General features: G+C 27.6%; 29 protein-coding genes and 1 pseudogene. 15 read left to right on the top strand and 15 right to left on the bottom strand.

Annotated features, from left to right (window positions below; genetic code table 11):
• Window positions 1–63: 63 nt before the first annotated feature.
• Complete coding sequence (locus tag ACTTA8_RS05885) at window positions 64–717, bottom strand: hypothetical protein (RefSeq protein ID WP_440654878.1); 654 nt, start codon at window positions 715–717, stop codon at window positions 64–66.
• A gap of 147 nt (window positions 718–864) precedes the next feature.
• Here ACTTA8_RS05885 and ACTTA8_RS05880 point away from each other — a divergent pair, with 147 nt between their 5' ends.
• From ACTTA8_RS05880 to ACTTA8_RS05850, 7 genes are read left to right on the top strand one after another with little or no spacing between them, the layout of a single operon-like run.
• Window positions 865–1,605 (top strand): recombinase family protein, encoded by a 741-nt coding sequence (locus ACTTA8_RS05880; protein ID WP_440654876.1) that lies wholly within the window; start codon window positions 865–867, stop codon window positions 1,603–1,605.
• The gene (locus ACTTA8_RS05875) at window positions 1,598–1,897 is read left to right on the top strand and encodes a hypothetical protein (RefSeq protein WP_440654874.1); all 300 of its coding nucleotides are present in this window, start codon (window positions 1,598–1,600) and stop codon (window positions 1,895–1,897) included. The genes ACTTA8_RS05880 and ACTTA8_RS05875 overlap by 8 nt, the downstream gene beginning before the upstream one ends.
• Window positions 1,845–2,321, top strand: coding sequence for a hypothetical protein (locus ACTTA8_RS05870; RefSeq protein ID WP_440654872.1), 477 nt, complete (start codon window positions 1,845–1,847; stop codon window positions 2,319–2,321). Before ACTTA8_RS05875 ends, ACTTA8_RS05870 begins: the two co-directional genes overlap by 53 nt.
• The gene (locus ACTTA8_RS05865; RefSeq protein WP_440654871.1) at window positions 2,321–2,872 is read left to right on the top strand and encodes a hypothetical protein; all 552 of its coding nucleotides are present in this window, start codon (window positions 2,321–2,323) and stop codon (window positions 2,870–2,872) included. The genes ACTTA8_RS05870 and ACTTA8_RS05865 overlap by 1 nt, the downstream gene beginning before the upstream one ends.
• Window positions 2,872–3,429: a hypothetical protein gene (locus ACTTA8_RS05860; RefSeq protein WP_440654870.1), complete on the top strand. Its 558-nt coding sequence runs from the start codon at window positions 2,872–2,874 to the stop codon at window positions 3,427–3,429. The genes ACTTA8_RS05865 and ACTTA8_RS05860 overlap by 1 nt, the downstream gene beginning before the upstream one ends.
• Window positions 3,429–3,608, top strand: coding sequence for a hypothetical protein (locus ACTTA8_RS05855; RefSeq protein ID WP_440654869.1), 180 nt, complete (start codon window positions 3,429–3,431; stop codon window positions 3,606–3,608). The genes ACTTA8_RS05860 and ACTTA8_RS05855 overlap by 1 nt, the downstream gene beginning before the upstream one ends.
• 1 nt (window position 3,609) lies before the next feature.
• A complete protein-coding gene (locus ACTTA8_RS05850; protein ID WP_440654868.1) occupies window positions 3,610–4,008 on the top strand; it encodes a hypothetical protein in 399 nt (132 codons plus the stop codon).
• Between the two features lie 102 nt (window positions 4,009–4,110).
• On the opposite strand, the pseudogene ACTTA8_RS05845 reads toward ACTTA8_RS05850, so the two are convergent.
• The 5 genes and pseudogenes from ACTTA8_RS05845 to groES form a co-directional block, all read right to left on the bottom strand.
• Window positions 4,111–4,287: pseudogene (locus ACTTA8_RS05845) on the bottom strand (RepB family protein); the annotation flags it as partial.
• 48 nt (window positions 4,288–4,335) lie between these two features.
• Window positions 4,336–4,719 carry a hypothetical protein gene (locus tag ACTTA8_RS05840; RefSeq protein WP_440654867.1) on the bottom strand — a complete coding sequence of 128 codons (384 nt, stop codon included), beginning with the start codon at window positions 4,717–4,719 and terminating at the stop codon, window positions 4,336–4,338.
• A gap of 143 nt (window positions 4,720–4,862) precedes the next feature.
• Window positions 4,863–5,102: a hypothetical protein gene (locus tag ACTTA8_RS05835; protein WP_440654865.1), complete on the bottom strand. Its 240-nt coding sequence runs from the start codon at window positions 5,100–5,102 to the stop codon at window positions 4,863–4,865.
• Between the two features lie 829 nt (window positions 5,103–5,931).
• A complete protein-coding gene (gene groL, locus ACTTA8_RS05830) occupies window positions 5,932–7,596 on the bottom strand; it encodes a chaperonin GroEL (protein ID WP_440654863.1) in 1,665 nt (554 codons plus the stop codon).
• A 23-nt stretch (window positions 7,597–7,619) separates the two neighbouring features.
• Entirely contained in the window at window positions 7,620–7,910 is a 291-nt protein-coding gene (gene groES / locus ACTTA8_RS05825; RefSeq protein ID WP_075506443.1) for a co-chaperone GroES, read from the bottom strand.
• Between the two features lie 130 nt (window positions 7,911–8,040).
• On the opposite strand from groES, the gene ACTTA8_RS05820 reads away from it, so the two are divergent.
• The 6 genes from ACTTA8_RS05820 to ACTTA8_RS05795 are packed head-to-tail and all read left to right on the top strand — an operon-like array spanning window position 8,041 to window position 14,475.
• A complete protein-coding gene (locus ACTTA8_RS05820; RefSeq protein WP_440654861.1) occupies window positions 8,041–8,859 on the top strand; it encodes a TIGR01459 family HAD-type hydrolase in 819 nt (272 codons plus the stop codon).
• Window positions 8,853–9,776 carry a bifunctional riboflavin kinase/FAD synthetase gene (locus tag ACTTA8_RS05815; RefSeq protein WP_440654859.1) on the top strand — a complete coding sequence of 308 codons (924 nt, stop codon included), beginning with the start codon at window positions 8,853–8,855 and terminating at the stop codon, window positions 9,774–9,776. Before ACTTA8_RS05820 ends, ACTTA8_RS05815 begins: the two co-directional genes overlap by 7 nt.
• Window positions 9,773–12,496 carry an isoleucine--tRNA ligase gene (gene ileS / locus ACTTA8_RS05810; RefSeq protein ID WP_440654858.1) on the top strand — a complete coding sequence of 908 codons (2,724 nt, stop codon included), beginning with the start codon at window positions 9,773–9,775 and terminating at the stop codon, window positions 12,494–12,496. Before ACTTA8_RS05815 ends, ileS begins: the two co-directional genes overlap by 4 nt.
• Before the next feature lie 2 nt (window positions 12,497–12,498).
• Window positions 12,499–13,008, top strand: coding sequence for a signal peptidase II (lspA, locus tag ACTTA8_RS05805; protein ID WP_440654857.1), 510 nt, complete (start codon window positions 12,499–12,501; stop codon window positions 13,006–13,008).
• Window positions 12,995–13,324 (top strand): DUF3035 domain-containing protein, encoded by a 330-nt coding sequence (locus ACTTA8_RS05800; RefSeq protein WP_440654855.1) that lies wholly within the window; start codon window positions 12,995–12,997, stop codon window positions 13,322–13,324. The genes lspA and ACTTA8_RS05800 overlap by 14 nt, the downstream gene beginning before the upstream one ends.
• Window positions 13,324–14,475 carry a glucose-6-phosphate isomerase gene (locus ACTTA8_RS05795; RefSeq protein ID WP_440654853.1) on the top strand — a complete coding sequence of 384 codons (1,152 nt, stop codon included), beginning with the start codon at window positions 13,324–13,326 and terminating at the stop codon, window positions 14,473–14,475. Before ACTTA8_RS05800 ends, ACTTA8_RS05795 begins: the two co-directional genes overlap by 1 nt.
• Here the strand turns inward: ACTTA8_RS05795 and rsmD are convergent.
• Window positions 14,472–15,032: a 16S rRNA (guanine(966)-N(2))-methyltransferase RsmD gene (gene rsmD / locus ACTTA8_RS05790; protein WP_440654852.1), complete on the bottom strand. Its 561-nt coding sequence runs from the start codon at window positions 15,030–15,032 to the stop codon at window positions 14,472–14,474. The genes ACTTA8_RS05795 and rsmD overlap by 4 nt on opposite strands.
• Window positions 15,032–16,294 carry a phosphoribosylamine--glycine ligase gene (gene purD, locus ACTTA8_RS05785; RefSeq protein ID WP_440654851.1) on the bottom strand — a complete coding sequence of 421 codons (1,263 nt, stop codon included), beginning with the start codon at window positions 16,292–16,294 and terminating at the stop codon, window positions 15,032–15,034. The genes rsmD and purD overlap by 1 nt, the downstream gene beginning before the upstream one ends.
• A 24-nt stretch (window positions 16,295–16,318) precedes the next feature.
• Here purD and ACTTA8_RS05780 point away from each other — a divergent pair, with 24 nt between their 5' ends.
• Window positions 16,319–16,513, top strand: coding sequence for a DUF2093 domain-containing protein (locus ACTTA8_RS05780; protein WP_440654850.1), 195 nt, complete (start codon window positions 16,319–16,321; stop codon window positions 16,511–16,513).
• 2 nt (window positions 16,514–16,515) lie between these two features.
• On the opposite strand, the gene ACTTA8_RS05775 is transcribed toward ACTTA8_RS05780, so the two are convergent.
• The 5 genes from ACTTA8_RS05775 to ubiA are packed head-to-tail and all read right to left on the bottom strand — an operon-like array spanning window position 16,516 to window position 22,146.
• Complete coding sequence (locus tag ACTTA8_RS05775; protein WP_440654849.1) at window positions 16,516–17,376, bottom strand: lysophospholipid acyltransferase family protein; 861 nt, start codon at window positions 17,374–17,376, stop codon at window positions 16,516–16,518.
• A 4-nt stretch (window positions 17,377–17,380) separates the two neighbouring features.
• Window positions 17,381–18,310, bottom strand: coding sequence for a tetraacyldisaccharide 4'-kinase (gene lpxK, locus ACTTA8_RS05770; protein WP_440654847.1), 930 nt, complete (start codon window positions 18,308–18,310; stop codon window positions 17,381–17,383).
• Window positions 18,300–19,541 (bottom strand): 3-deoxy-D-manno-octulosonic acid transferase, encoded by a 1,242-nt coding sequence (locus tag ACTTA8_RS05765; protein WP_440654845.1) that lies wholly within the window; start codon window positions 19,539–19,541, stop codon window positions 18,300–18,302. The genes lpxK and ACTTA8_RS05765 overlap by 11 nt, the downstream gene beginning before the upstream one ends.
• Before the next feature lie 2 nt (window positions 19,542–19,543).
• Entirely contained in the window at window positions 19,544–21,280 is a 1,737-nt protein-coding gene (locus ACTTA8_RS05760) for an ABC transporter ATP-binding protein (RefSeq protein WP_440654843.1), read from the bottom strand.
• Window positions 21,280–22,146: a 4-hydroxybenzoate octaprenyltransferase gene (ubiA, locus tag ACTTA8_RS05755; protein WP_440654841.1), complete on the bottom strand. Its 867-nt coding sequence runs from the start codon at window positions 22,144–22,146 to the stop codon at window positions 21,280–21,282. Before ubiA ends, ACTTA8_RS05760 begins: the two co-directional genes overlap by 1 nt.
• 49 nt (window positions 22,147–22,195) lie before the next feature.
• Between ubiA and ACTTA8_RS05750 the strand changes: the two genes are divergently transcribed.
• Window positions 22,196–22,600 (top strand): DUF2721 domain-containing protein, encoded by a 405-nt coding sequence (locus ACTTA8_RS05750; RefSeq protein WP_075506429.1) that lies wholly within the window; start codon window positions 22,196–22,198, stop codon window positions 22,598–22,600.
• Here the strand turns inward: ACTTA8_RS05750 and ACTTA8_RS05745 are convergent.
• Complete coding sequence (locus tag ACTTA8_RS05745) at window positions 22,597–23,568, bottom strand: quinone oxidoreductase family protein (protein WP_440654839.1); 972 nt, start codon at window positions 23,566–23,568, stop codon at window positions 22,597–22,599. The genes ACTTA8_RS05750 and ACTTA8_RS05745 overlap by 4 nt on opposite strands.
• A 3-nt stretch (window positions 23,569–23,571) precedes the next feature.
• Window positions 23,572–24,408 carry a pirin family protein gene (locus tag ACTTA8_RS05740; protein WP_440654837.1) on the bottom strand — a complete coding sequence of 279 codons (837 nt, stop codon included), beginning with the start codon at window positions 24,406–24,408 and terminating at the stop codon, window positions 23,572–23,574.
• Window positions 24,409–24,417 lie beyond the last annotated feature (9 nt).

The raw sequence follows: 24,417 nt of genomic DNA, 5'->3' as shown, positions 1-24,417 counted from the left end.
TACAATTTATCAGAAAAGAGGGATATAATCGTTTACCTGTGACTGTGACTTTACAAAGGTAAACTAATTATCTGAATATTCACCAGGAAATTTACCTTTACAGACATTTTCTAGAATCTTTGACGCCTTAAGAATGTTCCTACTAATAATAACAGATTTGTTTTTAAATGATTTAATTCCACTACCTACACCTTGTAATTTTCGTCTTCTTAACTTTCCTTTTTGAAGTAGTGTTTTAACCTTACCTTGTCTTTCATCTATTTTGTTATTAGTTAATTCCCAAATATCTTCCAACTTCTTATCTTTATTCTTTTGTCTAAATTTCCAAGCGATTAAAAAACTATCTAACGCCACAGTTTTTATATTCTTTCTTTGATGAGTTAATACAAACCGTGAAGTAGATTTATTAACTTTATCTTTTAATAACTTTGGTATTTCTCTTTGAATCTCTTTAATCTTAAAGTTGGTTGGAATTTCTAAGGTAATTGATTGTGGATTTGTAATCTTATTAATAATCTTAATAGAACCTTTTGATGTGAATAGATGTGAATGTGTTTTAAACCATTTATCAAATTTAGAGTTCTTTATTTGAATTTCACTTAAATTCCAAGACTTGTAATACTCTTTATCTATTTTCTTGTTTAATTTTTCATCTAATAAACAAGTTTTTAAATAATCAAACCAAACTCTATAAGGTTGTAATTCACCAAATTTCATAGACTTTAAATACCATCTTTTTTAATTAAAAACATTAACTTTTGACTAGGTTCTATCAAATGTTAATGGAATCTGTTGAGGAATATAGGTTTCCTGATACCGTATTCTAACCAAGAACGTGATTAGAATAAAAACGAAAGGAAAAAAATGACTGTATATTTCTATGGAAGAAACAGCGATAGTGAGAGTTTTGAAAGAGGAAGTTCAATAGAAACTCAAATATCAAAGTGTAAATCATACGCCAACATTAAAGATTTAAAGATTGATGTTGAAATAACTGAACAGGTATCAGGAACTGTAAATTTTGAGAGGCGTCTCAAAGGTTCTGAACTAATGAGTTCTCTTAAAAGAGGGGACCATATTATTTGTTCTCATTTAGATAGATTTAGTAGAAATACTTTGAATCTTCTTACACTTGTTGAAAAATTTAAAAGACAAAAAGTAAATCTTCATTTTGTAGATGTTGGGGGAGAGGTGACAGGAACTGACGCCATGGGTTCTGTATTTCTTAAATTACTTTCTGTCTTCGCTGAATTTTACGCCAAACAAGTTAGTGAAAAAACTAAAGCGACCAAACAAAGAATGGTTAAAGAAAATAAATTTACTGGAGGATTTAGACCTAAATTTGGTTATGACGTTGATGACAATGGTTATTTAGTTCCTTGTGAGAAAGAACAATCAATTATTAGATTGATGAAAATTCTTAGGAAGAAAGGAAACTCTTATAAAAAGATTTCTGAAATAGTGACTAAATCAACTCGTAAGAAATTCGCTCAATCGTGGGTGTTTAACATTCTTAAAAGAGAAGGTTCAGTTCCCCCAAATGATGAAGTCCTTAGACACAATATCTCGAATATAGAACTTCAACCAAATATCAGTGATGTTTAAAAAGATACAAATTATAATTATATTTTTAAATGTTTTATTTACCACTCACGCTTTTAGTAAATCAAACGAATATTACAGAACTACACTTTTACATATTTTGAGCGAGTGTAGTTCTGAATGTCAAAAATCTGTAATTGAAAAAGAGATCAAACATATAATTTATAAGATATTAGAAAAACTATTAAGAAAACTAGAATTAGAGTTATTGGAAAAAAAATTGTTAACTGTTAGAGTTGATAATGAGAAAAATAATACTAATAACCCTTATTTCAATCATTTTAATTCCAACTAAATCTTTTTCTAAAGAAGTAAATTTGTCTTGTGACTTATCAAGTTTTTTTATTAAAAAAAACTTCGTCACTGATGAAGTAAAAATACCTTTAGATAAAGTTAAACCACATTATCTGGAAAAGGTCACAATTAAATTTGATATGGAAAAAGAAAAATTTTTAGGTTCAAATCTAATATACCAAGATGAATTTAGAGATGTTCTTTTTAGTGAAGAAGAAATATATTTTTTGACCAAAGGTATTGATGACGACCATTTCGCTTTTTATGATACTAGATTGAATAGATTGACAGGTCAATTAACAAGAATTACCCAACCAACAAAATCGCTTATAAAAGAACAATTAAAAAATACTGATGGACCTACTGATGGTGGTTTTAAACAAACTGAAATTTATCAATGTAAGGTTATAGATAAGTTGTTTTAATGTTTAATTTATTTAAAAAAAGTGAATACGAAACTATTTCTCAAAATATCAAATATAAAAATCATAAAATTATAGAAAAATTAAATAAAGATGAATTTAAAAAATTCTCAAAATTATCTGAAAAAAAACAGAAAGATTATTTGAGAAATTTAGTTGAAAGTTTATCGGGATTAGATTTCGCAAGAGTTATTGGGTATAGTTTTCATTTTAAAGACTTACCTATGTTCTCTTATCAATTACACATAAGTGAAAATGATTATCAATTAATCATATATGGTAGGGATGAATTCAACGGTTTTAAATGTGATTATTTGTTAAGTGAAAATGTATTTAGACTAACCTTAAAAAATAGTGATGAAGTTAAGGAAGATGAAAATGATTTCAAAAGACTAATCGGAAATGATACTTTTGATATTGTAAATAAAATAACAAAAACTTCATTCGAAGTTTCAAAGAAAGCGAAAAAACTACACAAAGAAATGATTTCAACAACTTATCTTAATGAGTTTAGTTATAATGAAAGAAAGAAAAATCCAATAAGAGTAATTTAATGAGTATTTTTGATTTTTTAAAAAAACAACCAACTTTAAAAAGAAAATTAAAACTATCAAAAGTAGAAGATTTTGATTTTATTAAAAATCTTAAAGATAAAGATTTACCTTTTTTATATGAAGATAAATTTACAAAACTGATTGATATTGTGGATATGGTATTACAAATACAACACGAACTAGGTCAATCAACAATCAACAAAAGAACAAAAGAGATTGGTTATAATGTTTTAGATAGTCAATTAGCGTATGGTTATTACTATGGTTTCTGCGATTTTGTAATCACAACTTCAAAATATAGAGAAGGAATGGTGGAACTTTTTTATCTATGGATAAATGTAGTTCATAGATTTACTAAAGTAGGAAATAGTCCAAAAGAATTTGTTGATTATTTCGCTTTAATTCAAACTGATTTTATACACGATAAAAAATCTCAATTTTATAAAGGGTGTTTAGTTGGTGGTCAGGACGCAAAAGATTGGATGAGTAAAAAAAGTCAAACAATTATGGGTTTGGTTAGTTTGTTAAAAACTACAAAGAAAATAAAAGATAAATGATGAAAACATTTAAAAAAACTTTTGATTTCTATGTGACAGACGTAGAACTAGATAATTATGTCCATACTATACTTCAAAGTCCAGAAGTAGATCCAGAAGATGAAATAGATGTGTCTGTAGATAAAGATGATTATAATACTTATTTAACTTTAAAAGTTTTAGATAGGGTATTAAATTAAAATGACCGCTATAATCTTTCTCTCTATTTTTGGATTTATTCTTGGAATGATTAATGGAGGCGCTTACCATGATTTTAAAAAGAAAATAAATGATATAAAAGTTTTATTCTTTGGTTTTTCATTTTTTAGTTTAGTATTTTTTTTCATGGTTTGGAGTGTTTTCTCTTCTATAGATGAATCTTTAAACATTCATGAGAGAGTAGGAGTATTAATTATTCCACCTTCAATTTGGGTTTTTTCTTTTGTGGATGGTTATAGAGGTGGAAATAAAATTCAAAAATTCATGGATTATTTTAAAAATTCTTTTGGAGGAATATTTAAAATCTTTGGAATTCTAATTCTTTTTCTCATAGTAATTTTACTATTAGTCAAAATAGTAAAATATTTTTGGTACTTGTAATGACAATTAAAAATTAAATTATTAAAGGATGAGTGACGGTGAGTGAGAGGTTCATTCACCGTCACTAATAACAAAATACTTAAAACTACTATTATTTATTCATTATCTACTATCAACAAAACGCTTAATGGCGTTCTCTACAACAACAGACATTATCATTCCGTGTTTTTGACATACTTGTTTAAACTTATCTTTGTAAGTTTTAGATATAAAATAATTTACTCTTTCTTTTTCATTTTGTTGTTTGTTTATTTTTTCTGATTGTACTGACCACATGGGAGATTCCTTACGTTTATTTTATGTTAGTTTTGAGTTGTCAGTATTTTGTTAATTTTTAATGTCATACGCCAATTTTACATCGCCAACTATTTCATCAATTATTTTTGACCATTGTCTTAAAGAGTGGGCGTCATTTGTTTCATGACCTAATGACTTTAGATAGTCTTTATATTTTTCTTTTTTATCTATCAGTTTATTGTGAGTCATCATATCCTCATATTCAGACTCAACTTTTCTAATATCAAAATAATCTTTGGTTTCTTTAAACTGATTTGATTTTAAAATCGCTCTAATATCTAAATTATTACCATAAGAGTGTCTTGATAAATTCTCTAATTGAACTTGAGCGTTTTTCGCTTGTCGTTCCTTTTCTTTTGAATTTTGTATCGCTTTACGCCTCATCTGTTCAGCGTTCATTCTTGTAAATTCCATATCTTGTTTTCCTTTATAAAGTTTCAACAATCATTTCTAAAATTTGAACAATCTGTAATTGTCGCTTTTCAGATGATTTTTCTTTTTTAATTTGTTGTAGTAGTTGTTTAATCTTTTGTTTGTTCATACTTATATTTATCTACTCAATCCTTGAATAAAACTCCTCTTTGTTGTTCCTCATTAATTAGTCTATTAATTTCATTAGTCTTATCTGTTCCATAGATGAATCTTTTGACTCTTTTGATTAATCCAATCGCTCTTCTATGTTCTCTATGACTTGTTTCTGTATTATCAATTACCCAATTACTTAATTGAACTAACTCCTTTAAGTAGTAATCAGATATCCTCATCACATTACCGTTTCTAAATTTTACCTTACTCATGTTTCCCTCTTTTGTTTTCTAGTGAGTTGAACTTCGTTCAACCAAGTCTAGCGACTTGTTCCTAGTAAATAATTGTTTCTAGTTTGAATACACTTTACCCATCCGCTAAAGATGGATAAAGTTGTTCAGACTGTTTCTCGTCCCGAACACATCTAATTTGATAACTGAAAGATTTTCATTTTTCTAAAATGTTCTTTCAAGGTAAGTGTGGTTCCTGTTCTCACTTTTACATCAACTTATACCGCTAAGTATTTTTTCCAAACCAATTAGATAATCTGGTACCTCATAGACCTCAAAGTATAGTCTAACTCTTTGGGATTATTATTTTAAGATGACCTTGTCCCCTTATCATCTTCTTCATACGCTTGTTTTTCCTCTAAAGACTCACACCCTTAGTTTCGTGTAGTCGTTATTGTCCTACAGAACATGAAATAAAAAAAATTAAGTATTCAGATATTGTTAATTAAGAGTCACTCGCCTTACGCCATAAATGACTATTTAAAATATCTTACTTAATCTTATGATTATTTATACAAAGGGGGTTTTCTAGTACGCTACTTTTGACAAGTTCTTGTCAGAGGTAATATTCAATCTAACCTCAAAGATATTCTAATTGATTAAACACGCTCACAGATTACACAATCGTGTGTATCGGATTTTATGTAGATTGTATCGTAAATAAATTTTCACCCTCTCTAATAGTCTTAAATTGTTCATTACTTGTTCATTACTCATTCATTACTTTGTTCATTACTTTTATTTTCGTAGAGATAAAAAAAAAGGCGAGTAAAAACTCGCCTTTTTGAATTTTGGATTTCCGAAATGAGTCTTACATTCCCATTCCACCCATTCCACCCATGCCGCCCATACCACCAGGCATACCACCAGGCATTCCACCACCAGCAGCATCTTTTTCCTCAGGTTTGTCAGCAATCATCGCTTCTGTAGTTACTAATAATCCAGATATTGAAGCAGCATCTTGTAGAGCGGTTCTTACAACTTTAACAGGATCTATAATTCCTTTAGCGAACATATCGCAATATTCTTCGCTTTGTGCATCATATCCATGTGTTTTTTTATTTTGCTCTAACAATTTACCAACAACTACTGAACCATCTACACCAGCGTTTTTTGTAATTTGTCTGATTGGAGCTTCAAGTGCTTTTCTAACAAGCTCTACACCTGCTTTTTGATCATCACCTTTTGCTTTAACCTTATTAAGGTCTTGAGCAGCATAAAGTAATGCACAACCACCGCCAGTTACAATACCTTCTTCAACTGCGGCTCTTGTTGCGTTCAAAGCATCCTCAACTCTATCTTTTCTTTCTTTAACTTCAACTTCAGTTGCACCACCAACTTTGATTACAGCAACTCCACCAGCTAGTTTTGCAAGTCTTTCTTGAAGTTTCTCTCTGTCATAGTCAGAAGTTGTTTCATCAATTTGTTGTTTAATTGAAGCACATCTTCCTTCGATATCAGATTTTTTACCACTTCCGTTAACAATGGTACTGTTATCTTTATCTACTTTAACTTTCTTACATGAACCTAGGTCATCAAGTTTAACATTCTCAAGTTTAATTCCTAAATCTTCAGAAATAACCTGACCTCCAGTTAAGATACCAATATCTTCAAGCATTGCTTTTCTTCTATCACCAAAACCAGGTGCTTTTACTGCAACTACTTTTAGACCACCTCTTAATTTGTTTACCACTAAAGTTGCTAAAGCTTCCCCTTCAACATCTTCAGAAATAATCATTAATGGTCTACCTGCTTGAACAACAGCCTCTAAAAGAGGAACCATTGGTTGTAGGTTTGTTAATTTTTTTTCATGTAAAAGAATGAAGGGGTTGTCTAACTCAGTAGTCATTTTATCACTATTAGTAATAAAGTATGGTGATAAATAACCTCTGTCGAATTGCATACCTTCAACTACGTCTAGTTCAGTTTCAATTCCTTTATTTTCTTCAACCGTGATAACACCTTCGTTTCCAACTTTTTGCATTGCTTTTGCAATCATAGTTCCTATTTCTTTATCACCATTTGCAGAAATAGTTCCAACTTGTGCAATTTCATCACTGTCTTTTACTTTTTTAGCTGATGCTACTAAGTTTTCTTTTACAACTTCAACCGCTGCATCAATTCCTCTTTTAACATCCATAGGATTCATGCCAGCAGTTACGTATTTTACACCTTCTCTAACAATTGCTTGTGCAAGAATAGTTGCAGTTGTTGTACCATCACCAGCTTCATCGTTTGTTTTGCTAGCAACTTCTTTAACCATCTGCGCACCCATGTTTTCAAACTTATCCTCAAGATCAATTTCTTTAGCAACAGAAACACCATCTTTAGTAATTCTTGGTGCCCCATAAGATTTATCCATTACAACATTTCTTCCTTTAGGACCCAAAGTCACTTTAACAGTATCAGCTAAGATATTTACTCCTCTAATCATAGCTGCTCTTGCTTCAGCATCAAATTTAACAACTTTTGCCATTTTGTTTTCTCCTTTAAATTAAATTACTTACTTGAAATACCCATAATGTCAGACTCTTTCATTATGCTATATTCTTTGCCATCTATTTTGACTTCGGTCCCTGACCATTTGCCAAATAAAACTTTGTCTCCAACTTTAACATCCATTGGAATTGTTTTTCCATCTTCTGTTTTAGCTCCACCACCAACAGCAACAACTTTTCCTTCTTGAGGTTTTTCTTGAGCTGTATCTGGGATAATTATACCACCAGCAGTTTTTTCACTGCTGTCTAAAACTTCGATTAATACTCTATCATGTAACGGTTTAAACTTCATAAATCTCCTTTATAATTCTATATAAATATGAGCCTCATATAGATATTTCATAGCCTATTTCAAGATAAGAGAATCTTTTCAGAGTAATTATGCTAGGAAAATCTAAATATTATGGTTTATAGGTAAAATAATGACCAAAAATTTAGACTTAGATGGCCTTCAGTCAATTGCTGATAATTATGACCTTTTTTACATAGATTTGTGGGGGGTCATTCATAATGGTGTCAAATTACATAACTCAGCAATAGCAACTTTAAATGAACTTAAGAAAAAAAATAAAAGGTTTGTTCTTTTAACCAATGCTCCAAGACCGAATACTACAGTAAATAAATTTTTAGAAAAAATGGGCATGAGCGAAGATTTGACAAAACATGTTTATACCTCGGGTGAAGCAGCTTTAAATTTTTTAAAAACATCTTTCAAATCTAAGAATTTTTTTCATATAGGTCCCCCTAGAGATTTTGATTTATTCAATGAATTTAAAAATAATAAATCAACCGAACTAAATGAAAGTGAATATTTACTTTGCACAGGTTTGTTCGATGACCATGAGGATGATTTAAGTTATTACAAAAACTTACTTGAAAATCACACAACAAAAAAAATGATTTGTACCAACCCTGATTTAATTGTTGATCGAGGAAATATTAGAGAATTGTGTGCAGGTTCAGTTGCTATGGTTTTTGAAAAAATGGGTGGAGAAGTAATTTATTTTGGCAAACCTCATGCTGAGGTTTATAATCAGTCTATAGACAATATTGGTAAGAAAGTTTTGGCAATTGGTGATAATTTAAATACAGATATAAAGGGCGCTAACTTATTAAATTACCATTCCTTGTTGGTTTGTAATGGAATTCATAAAGAAGAAATACAGAACAAAGGAGTTACTGAAGTATCAAAAGAGTATGAAGTTATCGTTAATTTTACTCAAACAGAATTAAAATGGTAAAGTTATATAAAAATTTCAATATTATTAAACACCATAAAAATTCAATTATATTAATTGGAAATTTTGATGGTCTTCATTTAGGACATCAAAAATTATTTAAATTAGCTCTATCATATAAAAATAAATATAATTCAAAAATTGGTGTTATTAATTTTGATCCAATGCCTAAGATGTATTTTAACAATTCATTGAAGAATTTTAAAATTTCGTCTGTAAATCAAAAATTAGAATTACTAAAAAAATTAAAAGTAGATTTTATAATTACAAAAAAATTTGATAAAAATTTTTCCAAAATAAAATCAATTAAATTTATAAAAGAAATTTTATATAAAAAACTCAATTGTAAGTTTATATTTGTAAGTAATAATTTTAGATTTGGAAATAAAAGAGAAGGTGATGTTAAATTACTTATACAAAATGAAAAAAATTATAATTATAAAGTTATTAAACCAAAGCCACTTTTAAAAAGTAAAAAAATAGTATCTTCAACGATAATAAGAAACTTACTTGAAAAAGGTTATTTAAATAGAGCTAATAAATTTTTAGGAAGAGAGTGGACCATTGATGGAATAGTTCAAAAGGGAAGGCAAGTTGGAAAAAAAATTGGTTTTCCAACATGCAACATAGATATTAAGGATTATGTATTAGCACAGCCAGGAGTTTATGCGGTAAGAGTATTAAGAAAAAAAAATCAAAAAAAATTGAGTGGTATAGCAAATCTTGGCTACAGACCCACATTTAATCAAAAAAAAATCTTACTTGAGGTACATTTGTTTAATTTTTCTGGAAATCTTTATAATAAGCTTTTATCAGTGCAGTTTTTAAAGTTTATTAGAAAAGAAAAAAAATTTAAGAATGTTGATCAACTCAGAAAACAAATTAAATCTGATTTAAATATTGCAAAAAAAACTAAATGAGCAAATCTGATATAAATCTACCTAAAACAGCTTTCTCAATGAAGGCGAACCTACCAACTAGAGAACCAGAAATTCTAAATTATTGGCAAAAAATAAACCTTTATGATGAATTAAGAAAGTCAAGCAAAGGTAAAGAAAAATTTGTCTTACATGATGGCCCTCCATATGCAAACGGCAATATTCATATGGGGACAGCATTAAATAAAATTTTAAAAGACATAATTGTAAAATTTCACCAAATGGATGGAAAAGACTCAATTTATGTACCTGGATGGGATTGTCATGGTTTACCAATCGAATGGAAAATTGAAGAGGAATATAAAAAAAATAAAAAAAATAAAAACGATGTCCCTATAGTTGAGTTTAGAAAAGAGTGTAGATCTTTTGCTGAAAAATGGATCGAAATTCACAAAGGCCAATTCAAAAGATTGGGTGTGGTTGGTGATTGGGAAAATTATTATTCTACAATGAGCTTTGATGCAGAGGCTCAAATAGTGAGAGAGCTTGGAAAATTTCTTAAAGAAGGAAGTTTATATAGAGGTTATAAACCAGTTTTATGGTCAACTGTTGAAAAAACTGCTCTTGCTGATGCAGAAGTAGAGTACCAAGACCATAAGTCAGATACTATATATGCATCGTTTTCAGTAAAGTCATCTAAAATTAAAGAATTAGAAAAAAGTGAAATTATAATTTGGACAACTACTCCATGGACGATTCCTGCTAATAAAGCATTAGCTTATAATGAGGCCTTAGAATATGTTTTATTGCAAGTTAATGATGAGGGAGATTTTCAAAACAGAAAAATAGTTGTTGCACAAGCTTTACTTGAGTCAGTTATAAATGAATGTGGAATAAAAAATTATAAAGAAATTAAAAAATTTAAGGGAAAAGAGTTTAAAGATACTATTTGCAACCATCCCTTTTTAAACTTAGGTTATGAAACTGAAATCCCAATGTTGGAAGCAAGATTTGTAACAACAGATCAGGGCACAGGAATAGTTCATTGTGCACCAAGTCACGGTCCTGATGATTTTAATTTATGCTTAAATAATGGAATAAAAGCAATAGAGACAGTTGATGGTGATGGAAAGTATACAAATAATGTAAGATTATTTGAGGGTATACATATTTTTAAGGCAAACCCAATAGTTATTGAAAAACTTAAAGAACAAAAAAATTTATTATCAAATGGAGAACTAGTTCATTCTTATCCACATTCTTGGAGATCGAAGGCACCACTTGTTCATAGAGCAACGCCCCAATGGTTTATCTCTATGGAAAGTCATAAATTAAGAGATAAGGCATTAAAGGCAATTGATGACACTATTTTTTATCCAAGCAAGGGAAAAGAAAGATTAAAATCAATGATAGAAACAAGGCCTGATTGGTGTGTATCCAGACAAAGAGTATGGGGTGTACCTTTACCTATTTTTGTAAATAAAAAAACAAAAGAAATTTTGGTTGATGATGAGGTTAATGAAAATATTGCATCAATTTATGAAAAAGAAGGTTCTGATTGCTGGTTTTCAGATGATCCGCAAAGATTTTTAGGAGACAAGTATGAAGCTCAAGATTACGATAAATTAAGTGATATTGTTGAGGTTTGGTTTGATAGTGGATCAACTCATTCATTTGTATTAGAAAAAAGACAGGATTTAAAATGGCCAGCATCAATGTATTTAGAAGGATCAGATCAGCATAGAGGTTGGTTCCACTCATCTCTTTTAGAATCTTGTGGTACTAGAGGAAGAGCTCCATTTGACTCCATTTTATCGCATGGTTTTGTTGTAGATGGAAAAGGTTTAAAAATGTCAAAATCTTTAGGAAATGTAATTGCTCCAGAAGATATTTTAAAAAAATATGGAGCAGATATCTTACGAATTTGGGTAGCATCTTCAAATTATTCAGAGGATTTACGAATTGATTATTCAATATTAGACCAACATGCAGACTCTTATAGAAAAATAAGAAATACTTTCAGGTATTTATTAGGAAACCTAAATGACAATTTTGAGATGATAGATTTTAAAAAAATTAAATTATCAGAACTACCAGAATTAGAGCAATATATGTTGCATAAAATATTCTCTCTCAACAATAATTTTAAAAGATACTTTGAGAGCTATGATTTTCATAATCTTTATAAGGAATTATTAAATTTTTGTACTGTAGATTTATCGGCATTTTATTTTGATATAAGAAAAGATACTTTGTATTGTGATAGTAAAAATTCAGACAAAAGAAAATCAACAATTTTATTATTAAACATTATATTAGAATCTTTATTAAAATGGTTCGCTCCCATTTTGTCATTTACAACTGAAGAGATTTATAGACTATTATCAAAAGAAAAGAAAAGCATACATCTTGAAAAATTTTTAGAATTTCCAAAAAATTTTCAAAATAATGATTTAAATAAAAAGTGGGAACAACTCTTAAAAATCAGAGATATTTGCAATATAAGTATCGAAGAAAAAAGAGCTAGCAAAGAAATTGGGTCAAGTCTTGAAGCAGAACTAGATATTGAAATTAATGAAAAATTAAAAAACATAACAGATAATGTTGATTTTTCAGAATTATGTATCACATCTAAATCAAAAATTATTTATAATAATAAAGATATAAAAGTTACTACAAAAAAAGCAAAGGGCACAAAGTGCTCAATGTGTTGGAAAATTAACATTAATGGATGTGATAGAGTTAATTGTGCTAAGCATTAAAAATGAATTTAGGGATTGTTAAAAATAAAACTTATCAAGATTTATTTATAATTTTTTTAATTTTTATATTTGATAGGATTTCTAAAATTTTTGTAATTAATACTTATTCACAAAATTCGTTCTCTGAAATTTTTCAATCTAAGTTCTTAAATATTCATCTTATTTGGAATGATGGAATAGCTTTTGGATTATTATCTATTTCTGAAGGTAATCTATACAATTTTTTTACATTTTTAATTGTTTTAATAATATTTGGAATTTTTTTAATGTTTTATAAATCAAAAGGTTTAAGAAGATATTCATATTTAATGATTGTGGGTGGAGCGATAGGCAATCTGTTTGACAGGATTGTGTACAAAGCTGTTCCAGATTTTATAGATTTTCACATAAAAGATTTTCACTGGTTTATATTTAATATTGCTGATGTATTTATAACAGTGGGTATATTTTTTATGATTTTCATTGAATTTACTGATAAAAATAAAGAACAGAATAATTATGAAAAAACTTAAAATTGTATTTGTATTTATATTTGCTCTATCTTTTCTGAATTCCTGTGGAACACTTGGTGAGGGTTTGAGTATGAAAAAAAAAGATAATACAGATGAATTTTTAGTTAAAAAAAAAAGTCCTTTGAAATTACCACCAGATTTTGATGAGTTACCTGTTCCTTCGACTGAAAAAACATCATCTGATTTAGAAAAAGATTCAAGTATAAAAGATTTAATTACTGAAAAAAATAATGAAATTGAGGAAAAAAAAAACGAAGAACGCTCAGTTAATCAAAGTTTAGAAAATTTCGTGTTAGATAAAATAAAAAAAAATTAATGCTAACTAGAAATATTTATTTTAAAAATTTCAAGAAAAAATTTAAATATTCAAAGGTTACAGAGAAATTAAAATTTATTTTAAACGAAAAAAATGAAGTAATTAATTCCTTAAGCGAAAATTATAAATATTCATATAAAAAAAATAAAATTAGTAAATATAAAAAAAAATCTCAATTTAGAGTTATTGGAATGGGTGGTTCGTCCTTGGGCTCCAAGGCAATTTATGAATTTCTGAGAAACAAGATAAGGTTTAATTTTGAGTTTGTAGACAATCTACAGTCAAAATATGAAATAAAAAAAAAAGATTATACTAATTTGATTATTTCTAAATCGGGAAATACTACTGAGACAATAGTTAATTCAAATATACTTGTTAAAAATACTGATAAAAATATTTTTATTACTGAAAATAAAAAAAATTACTTAGCAACTTTAGCCGAAAACTTAAAAGCAGAAATTATCCATCACAATAATTTTATTGGAGGTAGATATTCTGTACTATCCGAAGTAGGAATGGTGCCTGCAGAGTTAATGGGTTTAAAGCCTGAAAAATTTAAAACACTAAATTATTTAATAAAAAAAAAAGGATTTATTAACAACCTTGTTACAAATGTAAGTACGATACTTTATTTAAATAAAAAAAAAAAATTTAACTCAGTCATATTGAATTATGATCAAAAATCGCATTCTATATTTGAATGGTATCAACAATTAGTTGCTGAGAGTCTGGGCAAGAAAGGCAAAGGTATTTTACCTATAGTCTCTAGTATGCCAAAGGATAATCATAGTGTTATGCAACTATATCTAGATGGCTTTAAAAATAATTTTTTTACTTTTTTTTATGTTAATGACGTTAATTCTTCAAAAATAAAATCGACTTCAATTTTAAAATCAAAAAAATATCTTAAAAATAAAACTTCTCAACAAATAAAATATTTACAAAAAATAGCGACAGAAAATGTTTTTAAAAAGAAAAATATTCCTTTTAGAAGTTTTGAAATTAAAAAAAGAGATGAAAATACTTTAGGTGAAATTTTTACTTTTTTTATTTTAGAGACTATATTATTGGGAAAGTGTTTAAATCTTAATCCATTTGATCAACCAGCCGTCGAATTAATAAAAAAAGAGACAAAAAACCTTCTAATTTAAGATAGCAAGAAAATCACTTTTGAAATTCCATATTTTTTTTCCTCAACTGTTTCAAAATATGCAGGAATTATATCTTTGCTGTTCTTATGTCGATGAATAACTAGAATTCCACCTTTTTTAAGAATTTTTGCATTATTTATATTTTTTAAAATTAAATTTAAATTTTCATCTTTGTATGGAGGGTCTAAAAATACCAAATCATATTTATCTGTGAGTGTATAGAATAAATTTTTGTCATAGGCATTTCCTTCAATTATTTTTGAATTTTTTATTGTTTTAAGATTTGATAAATTTTTCTTTAAAATTGTTAAGGCTTCTTTATAGTTTTCAATAAAAGTTACTTGTTTTACACCTCTAGACAAGCATTCCAAACCAAATGACCCAACTCCTGAAAAAATATCTAAAATATTGGATATATCCAAATTTATATCAAATTTATTTGAGTGCTCTAATATATTAAAAACAGACTCTTTAACCAAATCCTTTAAAGGTCTTGTTTTTAAATCTTTTGGTTGAATTATTTTTTTACCTCTAAAGGTTCCAGATATAATTCTCATCAATCTATAACTTTATATCCAATATCTTTTCTAAAAAAACCATTTGACCAGTCTAATTTTAAAATATTTTTTATTATACTTTCCCTTGCTTTTAAAAAATCATCTGAAAGACTTGTAAAATTTAATACTCTTCCACCTGTAGCGTAAATTTTTCCATTTTCAATTTTTGTACCTGCATGGAATAAGTATTCATTATCTTGAAGATCAATTTTATTTATGTTTTCTATCTCAATATTTTTATCAAATGTATCTGGATATCCTTTTGAGCAAACCACAACACATAAGCTTTTTTTGTTAGACCATTTTATATCAATTTCGTTAAGCTTTCTTTTGCAACATGAAATTAAAATATCAAAAAGGTCCGTCTCAAGTTTTGGAAGTATAGTTTGGCACTCAGGATCCCCCATTCTAACATTGTATTCAATAAGATAGGGTTCATTTTTTACTATCATGAGTCCTGTATACAAAAATCCTTGATACTCTGTATTCAAATTACTTAATCCTTTAAGAGTAGGTTTAATAATTTTATCTATAATTTTTTTTTCCAACTCTTTATTTATTAATCTTGAAGGTGAGTAAGCACCCATGCCTCCTGTATTTTTACCATTGTCGCCCTCTAAAACTCTTTTATGATCTTGTGCTGTACCAAAACATTTAAAATTTTTTCCATCATGTATTGAAAAGAAACTCATTTCCTCTCCATCTAGATATTCTTCGATAAGCAGATTTTCTGCTTTTCCAAATTTACCATTAAATATTTCTTCTATAGCAGTACTAGCTTCATTTAAGTCTTTACATATATAAACACCTTTTCCCGAAGCCAAATTGTCAGCTTTAATAACAACTGGAAAAGATGTATTTTTTAAAAAATTTGTTGTTTCATTTATATTTTTAAAAATACCAAACTTTGCTGTAGGTATTTTGTATTTTTCACAAATTTTTTTAGTAAATATTTTAGATCCTTCCAATTGAGCTGCCATTTTGTTGGGGCCAAAAACATCTATTTTTGATTTTTTAAGATAATCTACTAAACCATCCACCAGAGGTTTTTCAGGTCCAACTACAATTAAATTAATGTTTTGATTTAATATATATTTTTTAATTTCTTCAAATTTGTTTAGATCAATATCAACGTTTTTTGCAATTTTTGAAGTTCCAGCGTTACCAGGAAAACAATAGATTTCATGAATTTTATCTGATTTTTTTAATTGAGAGCATATTGCGTGTTCACGACCTCCACTTCCAATTATTCCAACTTTCATATAATAACTATATAAACCAAAATAATGAAAAAATTAGCAAAAATAAAGTATCTACCCAATAATTTTAATATAATTGAACCTGGTGAGTATGTTGAATGTGCAGTTTCAGGAAAAAAAATTAAAATTGAAAATTTAAATTACTGGAACGTTGAGTTACAAGAGGCATACTATTCATATAAAGAAGCGCACCAAAAAAGAGAAAAATTAGAAAAAAACTAAGATCATTTCCATCTATTATGTGACCAGATCCATTGAGAAGGATTTTTAGTTATCATTTTTTCCAATATTAAATTTAATTCATCTGTAATAAATTGAATTGATTGCGACTCTTTAAATAAAATAGGACTCTCAACATTAATTTTAAAATTTATCCCTTCAAGTCTTTTTATAGAAACAGGGACTATTGGAATATTAAACTTTTTTGCAAGTTGGGCTGGAACAGTGGTTGTAAGTGCTTTTTGATTAAAAAAATTTGACAATATTCCCTCTGATACTCTTTGATCTATCATCAAGGCTGTAGAAAAATTTTTTTTTTTATATTTTATTAAATTTTTCATTCCACCAATTCCTTTTTTAATTTGATTTTTGCAAATAAATTTTTTTCTTATTCTTTCCATAATTAAATTTATAAAAATATTATTTAAAGGTCTGTAGATAGCTGATAAATCGATGCCAGATTTTTCCAAATACATAGCCATTAATTCAAAGTTTGCAAAATGGCCCGATATAAAAATAACTTGTTGTTTTTTAATTTTTATATCTTCAAGTATTTCTTTTCCTTCAATTTGAATGTTATTCTTTAGGTTTCCTTTTCTAAAATCTTTAATAAACATGTACTCAGCAAAAGTCCTTCCGTAGTTATTCCACATTAGGGAAGTTAATTTATTTAACTCATCTGAATTAATATTAGGAATTGCTTTTTTAATATTCGAGTGAATAATATTTTTAGATCTAAAAAAAGGTCCTATTTTTTCAAATATTTTTCCTCCAATATATGAAGATAATTTTGGTCCTAATATTTTAAAAATTATAAAACTAGTGCTTGTTAATATAAATTGAAAAAAATAAACAATAAGCTTCATAATATTAGCTAACAAGATCCACTATCTTTTTTTCATCAAGAATTTTTAACTCAACTTTTAAATAATTTATTTTATTTCTATTTTCCTCACTTAGTCTAAAATAATCTTTTTCAGTAGTTATTATTTTACAATTAAAATTTTTTGCATTATTTATAATTTTATTTATATTCTCTTCAGAATAATTATAGTGATCTGGAAATTCATAATCTTTAAAAACATTTAAACCATAGTTTTTTATCATGGATATAAATGTCTGATGATTTCCTATTCCAGAAAAAACTAAATATTTTTCTTCTTTTTTAAATTCATCGATATTTAACGGCACATATTGTCCAAAATTAATATTTAAATTCGATGAAATATTCTTTAATGCTTCTTTGATCATCTCTACATTTTCTAAATTGCCATTTATAAAAATATTTTTATGATTGGCTAAATTATTTAAATTTTCTCTTAAAGGTCCAGCAGGTAAAGTCATGCCATTTCCTATCCAATTAATATTATTAAAACAAACAAACTTTAAATCGTATTTAATTGATTTATCTTGCAATCCATCATCAAATATAGCTACTTGGTAATTATTTTCTTCAGCTTGTTTTAAAGCATTTATTCTTTTTTTAGATGAAAAAAGCCTTCCATGTTTTTCTAATATTTTTTGTTCATCAGACTGATTTTTATAAAACTTTTTTATAAAACAGGATTTAATTTTTTTTTTTTTCAAAATTTCATTTAATTTAATACTTAATGAAGTTTTCCCCGTGCCACCCAAATATATGTTTCCAACACAAATTGTTTTTATATTTAGATCTTGTTCAGTAGGTGAAGTTATTTTAATTTTTTGAAAGAGTTGTAAAATTAAAGCTATAGGGAAAAGTAAATAAGCATAAATATTAGGTTTTTTATAATCCCAAAATTTGGGTTTTTTAAAATTCATTTTTGATTAATAAATTTAATTCATTTAAAGTTTTTTTAAGAATTGTATTACCTATTAATTTTATTTTATTTGCAATATTTTTATTTTTTTTGAACGTAATTAATTTTGCAAGTCTTTCAGGCGAATTTATTTTATATGAAATTTTTAGAGTATTTAATAATTTATATATATCCTTAAAATTATCAGTGTTAGGTCCATGAAATATTTTTGCACCACATCTTGCAGCCTCTAAGGGATTTTGACCACCTCGGTTTATAATTGAACCACCTAAAAATACAGACGATGCTATTTCATGAAATTTCTTAGTCTCTCCAAAAGTATCAACAATATAAATATCAACATTACTTAAATTTTTAGGTTTTAAACTATGAATTTTAACTACCAAATTCATAGATTTAATTTTATCTGAAATTTCATTAACTCGATGTACATGTCTTGGAATAATTATAGTTACAAGATTGCTTATTTTTTTTTTTAATTTTAAATGAGTTTCAGCACAAAATATTTCCTCATCTTTGTGAGTACTCGAAGCCACCCAGACTTTTTTTTTATTAAATTCTCTCTTTAAATATTTTGGAATTTTATCTAAATGATTGTTGCTGTTTTCAGCAAATTTAAGATTTCCTAGTTCTTTAACTTTTTTTAGTTTTAATTTATTTAAGTAGTATTTTGTCTCTTTATTTTGTGGAAAAGAAACATTTATCTTTCCAAATACTGATTTAGTAAATTTTTTTAATTTTGACCATTTTTTATAAGTTTTATTTGTTATTCTTGCATTTAATAATACTAGTGGAATTTTTTTTTTATCAAGTAAATTAAACATACAGGGCCAAATTTCTGATTCTATAAAAATAGCTAAATTAGGTTTCCAAAAATTTAAGAATTTTTTATTTATAAAATGATAATCAATCGGATAAAATTGATGTACAGCCTTTTTAAATTTAAATTTTTCAAAAACCTTAGCAGAACTTAGTGTGCTCGAAGTTACTAGAATTTGTTTTATTTTTTTGTGTTTCTCATAATATTTGACTATAGGAATTATGCTCAAAATTTCACCTACACTAGCTCCGTGAAACCATATTAATCTTCCGTTTATTCTTTTTTTGGTATTAAAACTAAACTTCTCAACAAACCTTGTTTCGTGTTCTTTATTTTTAAATAATCTGTAAACTATTATTATTGGTGAAAATATAAGAGCTAGAGAAAGTAATAATTGATATATTAAAAACATCTTTATTTCTGAATTTGTTTTTCATAAAAATTTTTATATTTTTCAGATTTTAGAATGAGTTCATCATGTTTTCCGTTATCTATAACCTGACCATTTTCAATTAAGTAGATGTTATTTGAATTTTTGACTGTTGAAAGCCTATGTGCAATTACAATTGTAGTTTTGTCATTAGTTAAAATATTTAAAGCATCTTGTATTTTTTTTTCTGTTTCAGAATCTAAGGCAGACGTCGCTTCATCTAACAATATTACTTTGCTATTTTTGATCATAGCTCTAGCTATTGAAATTCTTTGTTTTTCACCACCTGATAGTCTAAAACCATTTTCTCCAATAACTGTCTCATATTTATTTGGTAGTTTTTCAATGAAATCATGGCAATTTGATAATTTGGCAACTTTATAAACTTCGTCATCTGTGGCCTTGTCATTAGCGTATTTAATATTATTTTTTATTGTGTCATCAAATAAAGTTGTCTCTTGACTTACCAAAGAAATATTTTCCCTTAAAGATTTCAAGGTAACATCAAAAATTGATTTTTCATCCATACATATATCTCCAGACTGAGGTTGATAAAATCTCGGAATTAAGTTCAAAATCGTTGATTTTCCCGATCCACTATGACCAACTAATGCAGTCATTTTACCTCCTTCAAATTTTAAATTTATTTTCTTTAATACTTCTTTTTCTTCATTCTCATATTTGAAAGTAACATTTCGAAAATCAATTTTTGCATTTTTTAGATTTAAGTCTTGAGCGTTATTTTTATCTTTAATTAAGTTTTCGATATCAACTACTGGCAAAATTCTTGATGCCGCTGAAAAACCTTGGTTTATAACAATATTTAAAGTCGATAAAGACCTTACAGGTTGGTAAGCCAACATCATTGCAGCAAGGAAAGAAAAAAAATTATTAACCTCAAGTTGATCTTTAACTATTAATTTACCTGAATAGTAAATTAAAATTGCAATCATAATACCTGTAAAAACTTCCATAATAGGCGACATTCTTACTAATACAGTACTTATTTTTTTACTTTTCTCTTTAAGTTGCTGAAGATGTGTATCAGCTCTAACTTTTTCAAAATTTTCTTTTTGGAATATTTTTATTAATTTATGATTCTTAAAAAGTTCAACCAAATAGCTAGTGAAAAACCCCGATTTTTCTTGAGCCTCTGTTACTACTTTGCCCATTCTTTTACCTAAAGTTCTAGCAGCAAAACTTGCAAGGGGTATCATTACTATTGAAATTAAAGAAAGTTTCCAATTCTGAAAAAACATTACTGAAAGTAATCCGATTAAAGTCAAACTATCTTTAAACAAATTCAAAAGTGCATTACTTAGTAAATTAGTTATATGGTTAACATCATAAATTAAGTTTGATATAAATTTTCCTGAATGTTTTTTATCAATAAAATGTGTATCAGCTTTGATAAGTGACTTTAGCATATCAACTTGAAGTTTCATTTTTACTTCTTCTGCAACATTTATCATTAGCACTTTTGCAATATATAAAGACACTCCTTTTGTTATAAAAGCTATGATTATAAAAATTGGTATTATAAATATTAATGTTTGATCTTTATCTATGAAGATTTTTTTTATTGCCGGATCTAAAAGCCAAGCAATTGAGGAGGTACTACCTGCAACCAATATTGAAAAAAAAACAGATAAAATAATTTTATTTAAATGTTTTTGTGTATAGTCTTTATACAACCTTTTAAAAAGTAGTTTTTTATTCATTATATAGTTTTCGCTATTATTAAATTAAGAAATATAATTAATCCTAAAAAATTGTTACTTTTAAATTTTTCTAAGCAATCTGAAGGAGAAACAAAATTTAATTTCCTTATTTGAAAAATTAATAAGTGCATAATTGGAAAAATCATAAGTACAAAATAATAAAATTTAAATTTCATTAAAATTCCAATTAAAATTAGTGATAAGATAAAAATACAATATGAAACATATAAAAATTTTTTGGGATATTTTTTAAACTTTATTGAGGTCGATTTTACTCCTATAATTTCATCATCTTTAATATCTTGGAATCCATAAATTGTGTCGTACCCTAGTGTCCAAAATATGGCTCCTATATAAAAAACTATTGGAATTAATGAAATTTCATTTGAAATAGAAATCCAGGCCAACACAAGACCATAATTAAAAGTAATACCTAAAAATAATTGAGGCCAATAAGTTATTCGTTTCATTAATGGATAAGTAAATGCCAAAGGCATAGAAATCATCGCCATTATAATCGTGAAATTATTAAAATTTATAAGCACAAGAAAAGCGATTGCACATAGAGTTAATGCATAAATTGATGCAAGTGTGATGGATATTTGCCCTGAAGCAATTGGTCTATTTTTAGTTCTCTCAACTTTTTTATCAAAATTTTTATCAACGATATCATTTACGATGCAACCAGCAGATCTCATTAAAATTGCACCCGATAAAAAAAGAAAGCTATAAAAAAAATATTTTTTTAAATCTCCATTAAAGTCATAAACTATTGTTAAGCCCCAAAGACATGGCCAAAATAAAAGCATAAAGCCAATTGGTTTTTTTAACCTTGTTAACTCAATAAATAAATTTAATTGGCTCATAATTTACTTGTAAATAACAAAGGCTAGTTTCATAATCAATTTGATTCGTATGAATATAGATTACACAGTTACAGCATTGATGTTTCCAGCTATTCCATTGCTAATGAGTGTGTACAGCAACAGATTTCATTCTCTTAGCATCTTAATTCGTCAACTTCATGATGAGCATGTTTATGAAAAGCATATACCACCTGAATGGAAGAAGCAGTTTATTAATTTAAGTGGCAGAATAACACTTCTTAGATGGACAATTTTATTTGCCTCATTTGGCTTCCTATTTAATATGCTTACTGTTTTTGCACTTTACTTAGATGAAGTATTTGCAGCGAGGGTAATTTTTGGTTCTTGCTGTTTATCCATGATTATATCAATTATTTTTTTTATAAGAGAAATTCAAATTTCAACAAATGCACTAAAACTCCATATGTCTGATATGGATGTAGACGTAAACTAGGGAAGTATAACCGCTGGACCAGTAAGAACTCTAGACTCTAAATCTTTGTGTGCTTGAGCAATATCTTTTAAAGAATATTTTTTTGAAATTTTTACTTTTACTTTTCCGCTTGAAGCCATTTCAAAAACTTTATTAGCAGCTTCATCAAGTTCTTCTCTTGTTGTAGTGTACTGCATAATACTTGGTCTTGTTAAATAAAGTCCTTTTGGCTGAATTGATTTTGCAACATTAACTGGATCTAGAGGCCCAGACGCATTACCAAAAGAAACTAACATTCCTCTTAATTTTAAACATTCAATTGAACCATCAAAAGTATTTTTTCCAACTCCATCGTAAACAACAGATAATCCTTTTCCTTCAGTAATTTCTTTTACTTTTTCGGCAAAATTATCTTTGTTGTAATTAATTACATGGTCATAACCATTTTGTTTTGCATTTTCTATTTTTTCATCTGAACCAACAGTACCAATTACATTGCATCCTAAACTTTTAGCCCATTGTCCAAATATTTGACCAACACCACCTGCTGCTGCATGAAATAAAATATCTTCTCCAGATTTTACAGGATAAGTTTTGTGTAAAAGATAAAAAGTAGTTATTCCTTTTGTCATTAAAGTTGCTGCAGTTTCTAAATCAACACTGTCAGGAACTTTTACTAAGTTTTTAGTTGGATAATTTCTATGAGTTGAGTAAGCGCCAAGAGGAGCTGCACAGTATGCAACTTTATCTCCAACTTTAAAATCTTTTACATCTGAGCCTATTTTAGTTATTTCTCCAGCTCCCTCTAGACCAATTGGAGTGGGTAGAGTTAATGGATAAAGTCCTGACCTGTGATAAGTATCAATATAATTTAAACCAATAGCATGGTTTTTAATAGTTACCTCATCAGCTTTTGGTTCCTCAAGTTTAAGTTCTTTATATTCTAAAACTTCTGGTCCACCTGCTTTTGATATTATAACTGAATTCATAATTTATTTTACAAATGTACCATTATGATAATCTTGAACTGCTTGCAAGATTTCTGCTTTAGTGTTCATCACAAAAGGCCCACCTCTTGCAATTTCTTCATTTATTGGCTTTCCAGATATCACAAGAAATTTAGCATTTGTTTTTGCTTTTACTTTAAGCTCTTCACCTTTTGTTAATAATATTAAAGTACTATCTTTAACATTATCATGTTTCTCACTGCCAATTTCAATTTCACCGTCTATTAGGTAAATAAATGTATTGTGAGTTGATGGAATATTAAAATTAAATTGTTTGTCTTTGTTTAACTCCACATCAAAATAAACTGGTTCCACATTATGACCTTTTACAGGTCCTTCAGCATTTTCAAATTTACCAGCAATAACTTTTACTTGTTTCTCATCATCTTTATGAACACTCATTTTGTCTGCATCAATATAAATGTATTCTGGTTTACTCATTTTCAATTTAGCAGGCATGTTAATCCATAATTGAAAGCCATGAAGTCTTCCTTCTTTCATTGCCGGCATTTCTGAATGAATAATTCCACTTCCTGTTTTCATCCACTGAACATCACCTGCAGTCATTCTTCCTTCACCACCAGTGCTATCTTTGTGTTCAAAATCTCCCGCTAACATATAAGTAACAGTTTCAATTCCTCTATGAGGGTGAGGTGGAAAACCAGCAATATAATCCTCGCTATTTTCAGATCCGAATTCGTCTAGCATTAAGAAAGGATCAAAATAATTTGGTTCAACACCAATACTTCTTTTTAATTTTACTCCTGCACCATCAGAAGCTGGAATAGGATCTATGATTTTTGATACTTCAATTAATTTCATGGAAGCTGA

Origin of the sequence: Candidatus Pelagibacter sp. HIMB1506 (assembly GCF_052047935.1) — a bacterium.
Classification (GTDB): domain Bacteria; phylum Pseudomonadota; class Alphaproteobacteria; order Pelagibacterales; family Pelagibacteraceae; genus Pelagibacter.
This window is presented reverse-complemented; position numbering and strand designations above follow the sequence as displayed.